The sequence below is a fragment of the Prevotella sp. TCVGH genome (assembly GCF_023522295.1).
In the GTDB taxonomy this organism is placed as follows: domain Bacteria; phylum Bacteroidota; class Bacteroidia; order Bacteroidales; family Bacteroidaceae; genus Prevotella; species Prevotella timonensis.
The window spans coordinates 1-9,470 of the sequence record NZ_QFFX01000080.1 but is presented as its reverse complement, the minus strand read 5'-3'; the positions used below and the strand labels follow the sequence as shown (position 1 = coordinate 9,470).

9 protein-coding genes and 1 pseudogene are annotated in these 9,470 nt (G+C 42.3%); 9 read left to right on the top strand and 1 reads right to left on the bottom strand.

What is annotated here, in order from left to right:
- From DEM91_RS11185 to DEM91_RS11155, 7 genes and pseudogenes are all read left to right on the top strand, one after another.
- Positions 1-152: helix-turn-helix domain-containing protein (locus DEM91_RS11185; RefSeq protein ID WP_249858981.1), on the top strand; the 152-nt coding region annotated here is incomplete at its 5' end.
- A gap of 76 nt (positions 153-228) precedes the next feature.
- Complete coding sequence (locus DEM91_RS11180) at positions 229-1,896, top strand: fimbrillin family protein (protein WP_249858979.1); 1,668 nt, start codon at positions 229-231, stop codon at positions 1,894-1,896.
- Between the two features lie 18 nt (positions 1,897-1,914).
- Entirely contained in the window at positions 1,915-2,142 is a 228-nt protein-coding gene (locus DEM91_RS11175; RefSeq protein ID WP_249858978.1) for a hypothetical protein, read from the top strand.
- Between the two features lie 5 nt (positions 2,143-2,147).
- Positions 2,148-2,264: pseudogene (locus DEM91_RS11170) on the top strand (helix-turn-helix domain-containing protein); the annotation flags it as partial.
- Positions 2,265-2,402: 138 nt separating this feature from the next.
- Entirely contained in the window at positions 2,403-3,404 is a 1,002-nt protein-coding gene (locus DEM91_RS11165) for a type IV toxin-antitoxin system AbiEi family antitoxin (RefSeq protein ID WP_195254169.1), read from the top strand.
- Positions 3,382-4,236 (top strand): nucleotidyl transferase AbiEii/AbiGii toxin family protein, encoded by an 855-nt coding sequence (locus DEM91_RS11160; protein WP_195254168.1) that lies wholly within the window; start codon positions 3,382-3,384, stop codon positions 4,234-4,236. The genes DEM91_RS11165 and DEM91_RS11160 overlap by 23 nt, the downstream gene beginning before the upstream one ends.
- Complete coding sequence (locus tag DEM91_RS11155; protein ID WP_249858977.1) at positions 4,220-4,852, top strand: PP2C family protein-serine/threonine phosphatase; 633 nt, start codon at positions 4,220-4,222, stop codon at positions 4,850-4,852. Before DEM91_RS11160 ends, DEM91_RS11155 begins: the two co-directional genes overlap by 17 nt.
- A gap of 86 nt (positions 4,853-4,938) precedes the next feature.
- Here the strand turns inward: DEM91_RS11155 and DEM91_RS11150 are convergent, their stop codons facing one another.
- Positions 4,939-6,489, bottom strand: a complete 1,551-nt coding sequence (locus DEM91_RS11150; protein ID WP_249858980.1) for a helicase-related protein — start codon at positions 6,487-6,489, stop codon at positions 4,939-4,941.
- A 332-nt stretch (positions 6,490-6,821) separates the two neighbouring features.
- Here DEM91_RS11150 and DEM91_RS11145 point away from each other — a divergent pair, with 332 nt between their 5' ends.
- Entirely contained in the window at positions 6,822-8,042 is a 1,221-nt protein-coding gene (locus DEM91_RS11145) for a site-specific integrase (RefSeq protein ID WP_249858976.1), read from the top strand.
- 4 nt (positions 8,043-8,046) lie between these two features.
- On the top strand, positions 8,047-9,315 hold the full coding sequence (locus DEM91_RS11140) for a site-specific integrase (protein WP_249858975.1): 1,269 nt from the start codon (positions 8,047-8,049) through the stop codon (positions 9,313-9,315).
- Positions 9,316-9,470: the final 155 nt, after the last annotated feature.

Sequence of the window (9,470 nt, the reverse complement as noted above, 5' to 3'; positions counted from 1 at the left end):
ATATCATAGATGTGTCCAAGATACTCAAAGTGGAACAAAAGACCATCTACAACTGGGTGTGGGCAGGGAAAATTCCTCATCTCAAGGCCAATGGACGTTTGTTGTTTTTACGTAAGGAGATAGATGAAATGGTACGAAAACGGGAGGAATGAAGAAGAACAAACTTTCCCTTTCACTCAATCAAACTTTAATCGTTATGACAATTCAATAACAATAAAAAAGAAACTTATGAAATTACGAAAATTATCAAATTCACCTGCTGTGGTGTTATTAGTCTTTATCCTGTTGGGAATGGTATCTTGTTCTGATGAAGAACAAGTTGTATCCAATGTAGCATCTCCTTCTGACTTTATCAACTTTTCTGTTGCAGAGACCAATCAAACTCATACGCGTACAGCGTTTGACTCTCAAAACTATGTCAAGAAGTTGAAAAACTTTTATGTGTATGCGTTCCTTGACGACCCAGGAGAAGAAGAACCATATATGGATAATGTAGAAATAGTCAATCAAGGTAATGGCAAATTCTCATATAAAGACGAGAATAAGAGAAAGAGATGGTTGGAAAATGAATCCCTGCATTTTGTTGCGGTCAACTCTCCCAATAATTTTGGAAGCAGACCGGAAATAGATGTATGGAGCAACCACGAGGTAAGCCTTGGTGTATATTCGGGAGGAAACGAGGATTATATGGCAGCTTTCGAATCAGATGAATATAAACAAGCAAATCATGGTACCGTAAAATTACAATTCCATCACCTCCTTTCACAAATCAAGTTTGGAATTTCCAATATGTCAAACAATCTTGAAATCATGGACATCAAGCAAATCGGCTTAAAGGGGGTGTATCATGAAGCAGAGTTTACAATGCTGGGAAATGGGGCGGTTCAAACACGCATGGCAAGGGATTATTTAGGACTTGGCGAATATTCATTTGATATAGACAACTTTGAAAAAGCAGATAAATCATATCTTAATGCCAGCAAAGACATTTTTTTAGTTCCGTTGAATCATCAACCGTGGAATCCCAAGTCAGGCGTTAGTATTGCAGACATTAATAAGGCTATTGGTGAGAATGACGCACAAAACGTTTATTCCTATGCATGGGTGAAATGTAAAATTTATGACCATAGCACAGGTCAATATGTTGTTGGCGCCTACAATAGTTATGGCATTACTTATTTTCCTTTCAAAGCTGATTTGAAAGCAGGAAAAAGATACAAATACACGATTACCATTACGGATGACTTTATTGGCTACCCAGACCAAAATACAACACTCCAAGAGCCTAAACTTGGTTGGGTGATATCCGATGCTGGCAATATTTTCTCCACTTGTGAAGAAGCAGACAATGCAGGTGAGAAACCCGTTGCCATGATTGCATATATAAGTGATAATGGTAACGGCCCTGCACCTTATAGCAAACATGGACTTGCCATATCTTTGCGAAATCTAAAAAGCCCGGACAGGACTAACTTGTTTTTAATAGAGGAATTGGAGAAAGCAGACACATACCTTTCTGAATATCAGAAAGTAGCACCATCTTGGGCCCAATGGTTTGTGCCAAGATTCAAAGACTTTGATTTAATATTTGATGCTTTTGGCGGTACTAAATATAGTAATAAACCACATTATACAACCCAACCGTGGGACTATGGAAGACTTAATGATTTTATGGAATCAACAGAACGGTATGGTGAAGACGAGGTTTATCATGATTGTTTTATAGGATACCTACCACCGTATTACGATTGGCAACCATCCCGTTATTGGATTAATGTTTCCGAGAATTCAAACTCATCATTTTTGTGGTTATATGATATTAAGGGTAAGCAGTACTTACAATGGCACCGAACTGCACTGGGAGGCTGTTTTATACGTCCTGTATTTAAATTTTAATTCTTAAAATGTAAAAAGATGGAAACAAAAAAAATAGAAATAAACAATCAGATAAAGAAGAAATATATAGCACCAAAAATTACGATTTTTGAAATGGGCGAACCTGTACTGGCAGCAACTTCTCCAAGTGAGAATCCGAGGATGGAAGTCGGAGTAGACGACTGGATTGATGATGAAGAAGTAAACTCAACAAGTGCAAAACATTTTTTCGAGCGGTGGGAAGATGAAAATAGAGAAGAACTTTAATAGTTAAGATACTCTACCACTTGGTTTGGGCTGGAAAAATTCCTTATCTTAAAGCCAATGGCAGATTACTTTTCCTTCGGAAAGAGATAGATGAAATGCTACGGAAACAAGGGAAAAGGTAGGCATCCGTTCATTATTTAAGCTTGTTCAATTTTGTTGAACAAGCTTAAATAATGAACGAAAAAATTTGCAGTTTGATTTTTGTTCACTATCTTTGCAGCGTTCAATCCTATTGAACGACTATAAATATTGAACAAGATATGTATGGAATACAGATTATAGATCAGGCGGTCAGTGCGATAAGGAGACAGTGGGAGGATTCTCAAGGTGTCATAATCGATGCGCTTCAGCCGGAAACGCCTTCGATGGAACAATACGTCAGAATTATGGGCATAGAGTTCCGATGCCTTGTTGAAAATGAGATAAATGGAACAAATATCCTGCGCATTGAAGAAAAATCAAAGAGCTGTATGGGGACTTACAAGGAACCTGTCATATTGGTTGCAAGATATGTACAGCCATCTGTCTATGGAACTTTGCGTAAAATGGAACTTAACTTTGCTGACACGGCAGGTAACTACAATATACAGTACACGAAGGGCAGGAAAGTGATATTCCACCTTTCTCACACAGGGGAGAAAGCCCCTGTGAATAACAATAAAAACTATCCTATATTCCAAGAAGCAGGCCTGAAGGTAATCTTTTATCTCTTGCAAGCTCCTGAGAATGTGGGCAAATCTTTTCGGGAAATCAAGGAGTATAGTGGAGTTTCGATAGGTACTGTCAAAAATGTGATTGATGAATTGAAAGTCCGTAAGTTTATTCTCGTAACTCAGAAGAAAAGAGTTCTGAAAAAACGTCGTCTTTTGCTTGATTTATGGTCGGAAAACTATCATCAGATATTAAAGCCTAAGTTGCTGTTGAAGCAGCTGGATTTTCGCACACCAGAACAAAAAGAAAAATGGGAAGAAATAGCATTGCCAAATGGTATGTTATGGGGTGGAGAGTGTGCATCTAATTTATTGAATGGTTACCTTACTCCGGAACTTTTTGAACTCTATACAGAGACACCTTTCTCCAATCTGATGAAGACCGGCGCAATACGGACTACCGAAGGAGTTATTTATGTATATCAGAAGTTTTGGAAAGGCGATGTAATGCCCTGCATTTTGATATATGCCGATTTAGTAAGTAGCGGAGACAGCCGTTGTATTGAAGCTGCAAATAAATTATTAAAAGATGAACTTTCAGATTTCCAGTAAGAAGATTGGCAACCCCCTGTTGGTTGAACTGCTAAGAAAAGTCAGTCATTGTTTTGCTGAGATTGGGCAGGATTTCTTTGTTATCGGGGCTACTGCGCGAGATATTTTAATTCGGCAGTTAGTAGGTATAAGTTCAGGGAGAAAGACGAGGGATTTAGACCTCGCCATAGCCATTCCCGATTGGGATGCATTCGAAGAGATTAAGCGGGCATTATTAGCACAAGGGTTTCAAAAAGACGGACAGATGTATCAACGGTTCTATGATGGCGACTACGAAATGGACATAGTACCATACGGAGATATAGAAAGAGAAGATGGATACATATACTGGCCTCCTGAGGAGGATATAGCTATGTCCGTTAAGGGGTTTGCTGATGTGCTGAGTGATGCTATTACCGTAACGATTGACAATGAATTCGACATCAAGATAGCATCGTTGCATGGATTATTTGTATTGAAGTTCAATGCTTGGTTAGACAGGAATATTCAAACGAATAAAGATGCCGTAGATATGGCATTCATTCTGGAAAACTATTTCATTGCTAACTTGAATAGGAACTTGCATGCAGAAGTGTATGATTGGGAAGACTTTGATGAGATTGTTGTCGGAGCTTATTGGCTTGCTTATGACATTGTCGGATTTCTATCAAAAGAGCATCTTTCCCACTATAAGCAATGTCTGCGGAATGAGATAGAGAAAAGAGAAAATAGCAGGCTGATACAACAGGTTATAGATAGTAGCAGTGTTTTTTCTTATGAGAAACTGCTCCTCGCATTTCAAAAAATGATTGCCGTATTTGATAAAGTTTTGCATGATGAAGATTCAGATTGAAAGCTTAAGTTTTCCGGCTGGTAAAGAAAATGGAGATTACATTCTCCAACGAGAATTGCCAAATGGAGCAACACTCATTCTACTTGCAGATGGGATGGGTGGTTTGTCGTTGCCGGAAAGTGCTTCAAAAATTGTTTGCGAAGCTATCTTAGAATATTTTGTAAAAACCGATATAATTGATTGTACGGAACATATCCTCAGAAGCATCAAATATGCAGATGAGCGTTTGGCTGCTTTTTGCAAGGAGAAGAAATCCAAGATGGGTGCGGCTTTACTTCTTGTATATATCAGTGATGCTATGCTCTTCTACACATCTTTGGGAGATGTGCGCCTATACTATCGAGACAAACAAGGAGAAGTAACTCAACTAACAAACGATGATACCATTATGCAAGGAGCAGACACTTATCTGACAACTTGCATTGCGGGAAGAGGTTTTAGAAACCCTATTCAGGTTCAACGTTTGCCATTGAACATGGGTGATTCTCTGCTGCTTTGTAGTGATGGCTATTACAAAGTTCATGATATTCCCCATTGTTTTCACCATAAAGAGCAGACACCTCCAACATTGATAGATGACGACAGCTCTGTTGTCAGAATAGAAATGATACAATGAATCAGTCAAATTCTCTGATACGGTTTCTCAAAAGCGTCAAACACTTTATTTCAAGTACTTGGCGCTTTTCGATACAATAAGACATTCTACATCTTCCACTTTGGTTTTGAGATAATAACTTTGCTCGTAATGTCATTGTTATCGGATACATTCTGCTGACTATTGTTCTTGGGAGATGTGGGCAAAGGTATGTTGTCTGTGTTTTTTGAGAATGAATTCTTATAAGAACGGGATTCTGATATATCATCTACTGATTTACTTTGCTGTATGGCACCATGCTGTGCCTCTTGCCCTATATCCTCTTTTTCCTCCTCCGGCGGTGCAAGCGTAAGCGCAATCTTTCTGTCCAATTCCGCTGCCTCCCCCTTGAGCGCACGCAGTTCGTCCTCTTTCTTCCATAAGCCGTTGGCAATATTTGTGTAAACGTCTTTGTTGACTGCTGCCTTTGCCATTTCCTTCTCATGCGACTCTATCACCTTAGGGATACGCTCCAAGGCATTTACGAAGTTCTCACAGGCAAGTTTCGGGTCTGCCGCTAACTTACCGTTATTATAGGTATAGTAGATGCTTTCCTGTCCCTTGACAAAGAAGCGGTTCACCGAGCAGTCGAACAAGTCCTTGGAAGTGCTCTCCGTCTTGACCATGATGGAAAAGCCGTAAACCTCGCCAATTTTGTTGTACTCGCTCTTGGTACGAGCCTTTTCCTCTATCTCATGCAGACGGGCGGCGATGACCTTTATGTCGGTGCTGTCCTCTACACCTTTGATTGTCAGTTTATTGACGGGCAGTCCCTCCTTGTCCCGTTCCACACGCTGCTCAAAGCAAGCCAAGTCAGCTTTAGCTTCCTTAATCTTGTCGGAATGGAAGGACACGGAACTCTCAATCTCTGCCAGCTTGCCCGTCGCTGCATCACGCTCACGGAGGAAGTTCTTGCGCTCGGATTCCAAGGTGGTAATCTTCTTGTCAAGCCTCGCTTTTTCCAAAAGGTCGGTGTTGCCTGAAAGTACGGCTACATATTCTGAGAAGTTCATTCCGCTGTCCTCGTCCATACTTCCCTCATCAATGGTACGGCTACCCAAAGTGTTTGTTTTTAGCTGGTTGATAAAGAGCTGTTTGTTGTGCAACAGATTGAACTTATAGCTATCCAAGGAACGCTCTACGGCATAGATGATGACATCGACCTTGTTGTCCGCAAACTCCTTGGCGATAAGATTTCCTTTTCGGATGGCACGCCCATTGCGTTGCTCAAGGTCTGACGGTCGCCACGGCGTGTCAAGTTGATGGACCGCTACTGCCCGCTGCTGTGCGTTCACACCTGTGCCCAACATGGATGTAGAACCGAAGATAATGCGGATGTCGCCACGGTTCATCGCATCCACCATCGCTTTCTTGGCTTTCTCATTCTTGCATTCCTGAATGAAGCGTATTTCATAGGATGGAATATGATAATCCTCTACCAACTTTCTCTTGATTTCAGAATAGATGTTGAACTCTCCGCCAGGCTTGTAAGTACCTAAATCAGAGAACACGAACTGCGTTCCTTTCTGTGCATCGTACTTTTGGTAATAGTCGTTGAGCAACTTCGCACAATGGCTCGCCTTGTTGTCGATATGATCTGAGTAAGCATTTTCGTCAATCATGCGTAAATCAAGGCTCATCTTGCGGGCATAATCAGTTGTTAAGAATCAAGGGAAACAGAGGGAAAAGAAAGGAATGTAACTATTTGAAATAGTATCATTTAGCATTTTCTTACTATTTTAAGGGTAAGCGAAAACGAGCATCAAACGGCAGGAGTTCCGTTACCAAATCGTAACCCACCCGTGAAAAAGCAAAAAGGGGTTACGAATTGAATGTAAACAATTGTGTCATAGGTTTTTATTCATCATCTTTCATTTTTCTGCATCGCTTGGGAATACTTGTTCATCTGTACCTTTGCAAACAAAGGAAATTTAGAAAAAACGACAGAAAAATGAAGGAAAACAAACTCAAAGTATCGTTCTTCGTTCAGGCGAAACGAACCGACAAGAAAGGACTTGTGCCTGTCATTGGGCGCATCTCCGTTGGCAGAACCCATTCGGGCTTCTCCACCAAGTGTAAGACTCCGCTCGCTCTTTGGGACAGCCGTAAGCAACGGCTCATTGGAAAGAGTGCAATGGCGGTGTCCGTCAATCAGAAACTCGGTGAATGCACCGCACTCATCCACGCACGCTTTCACGAACTCTATGAAAGGGAAGAAACTTTTACCGCCACAGACGTGAGGGATGCCTATCAGGGGCAAGTCCACCGCCAAGCCCTGCTCTTGGAGAGTTTCGGGGAGTATCTCACACAGACTAAGGAGCGCATAGGCATCGATCGAGCCTTAAAGACGTTCAAACTCCGTACCTACCAACTCTCCCTGCTCCGTGAGTATGTGCGGAAGAAGCACAAGGTAAGTGATATTCCACTCTCACAGCTGGACAAAGCATTTATCGAGGGCTTCGAGTATTATCTCACCATTGACCGAAAGCTGAAACGCAGTAGCATATCGAGTACCTTGTCTACTTTGCAGACCATCGTCCGCATGGCGGTGAAGAAAGGTGTGCTGGACTTCTATCCGTTCTTGGGCTACAGTTACGAGCGACCAAAGGGCGAACCGAGAAGCATTACGCAAGACGAACTACAAAATATAATTGACTTGGAGATTGAGTGGGAAAACTACCGCATTGTCCGTGATTTGTTCGTCTTCTCCTGCTTTTCAGGACTGGCTATCTCTGACGTGCGCAATCTCAGAGAGGAAAACATCCTATTGGAAGAGGGCGAACTCTGCATCAAGGGCAGACGCATGAAGACCAAGACCCCGTATCGTGTACAGGTGCTTCCCCCTGCGCTGACTATCATGAATCGTTATAGAGGGATAAGGGCAGGCTTTGTCTTTGACGTGCCGACCACCGACATTGTCCTCAATGGTATGCACTACATACAACGAAACATCGGCATGGAGACTCCGCTGACCTTCCACATGGCTCGCCATACCTTTGCTTCGCTTATCACGCTCTCGGCAGGCGTTCCTATCGAAACGGTGAGCCGTATGCTCGGACACACCAACCTGAGAACAACACAGGTATATGCAGCGGTTTCCTCCGAAAGAATCCATCGGGATATGCAAGCGATACAGCAGCGAATACAAGATACATTCACCTTAAAACTTTGACATTATGGCACGAAGTACATTCAAGACACTCTTTTATATCAACCGCTCCAAAGAGAAAAAGAACGGCAGCTGCCCGATTATGGGGCGCATCACCATAGACGGAGAACAAGTACAATACAGCACGGGCAAGGAGATTGCTCCTGAACTTTGGGACAGCCATAAGGGACGATGCAAGGGTATAGGCGAAGAGACAAAGGAAATCAACCGCTATTTACAAAGCAAAGAGGAACAAGCCAAAGCGAAGTATCAAGAATTAGTTTGGCAACGTGGCTATATCACTGCCGAGTTGTTGAAACGTGAACTCATGGAAGAGGACAATCCCAAAGGCTTTCTTTTGGAGGAAGCCCGACTATTTATTGAGGAAAAGCGTCCATGCGTAGGACTGACGATTGCCAAGCCTACCTTTGCTAATTACATCTATGCAGCGCAGCTCATTAAGTCCTATCTGCGTGAACGCTTAGGGCTGGAGGATATCCGCTACTCTCTGTTGGACTATGGTTTTATCGAGGGGCTGGACTTCTACCTTAAATCAGAGCGCAATCTTTCTCTTGCCACTATTCAGGTAGCGGTCATCTTCCTTAGGAAACTCATCGGCATCGGCCAGCAGAAGAAATATATCCGCATCGATCCGTTTGCGGACTACAAGGCGGAACTACCACACCGAACACGCAGGTATCTCACTACGGAGGAATTGCAGAGGGTCCTGCAAACGCCCATCATTGACAAACAGTTCGAGCGAGCAAGGCAACTCTTCATTTTCTGCGCCTTCACCGGTTTGGCTCGTGTGGATATGCAACGGCTCAAACCGAAGCATATCACCCATAATGCTGACGGCACGGAGGAAATCCGAATCAAAAGGCAGAAAACCAATGTGGAAGCGATTATCCCACTTCTGCCCATTGCCAAACAAATCCTTTCGCTCTATATAAAGGACAAGAAAGCGGATGACTTGATATTCCCCAATCTTACAATAAGGAAAGCATCCTTTGCGTGTGTGAACATCGGGCAGATATGCCAGATAGAGAAGGGCTTGACCTTTCACATGGCTCGGCACACATTCTCAACCACGATTTGCCTTTCCAATGGTATCTCTATGGAAACGCTCAGCAAGATGCTCGGACACAGCAATATCGGTACGACACAAATCTACGGAAAGATAACCGACCATAAGATACAGGAGGATATGACTGCACTCACAGACAGGGAGCATACTGTATTTGAAGGTTATTGTGAGTCGATAGCACGGCAGAACGTGCCATTGCAACACGCATAAAAAGGAAGTAATTACCAAACATTTATTATTCACGATTGAAAACCAAATGATTATGAAAGAGAACAAAAAGCTGGAACTTTGGCTAATGTGACAAAAATGTGCATAAAAACGTTTCAACTACTTGTAAATCATTACCTTTGTTCCATTTATATATT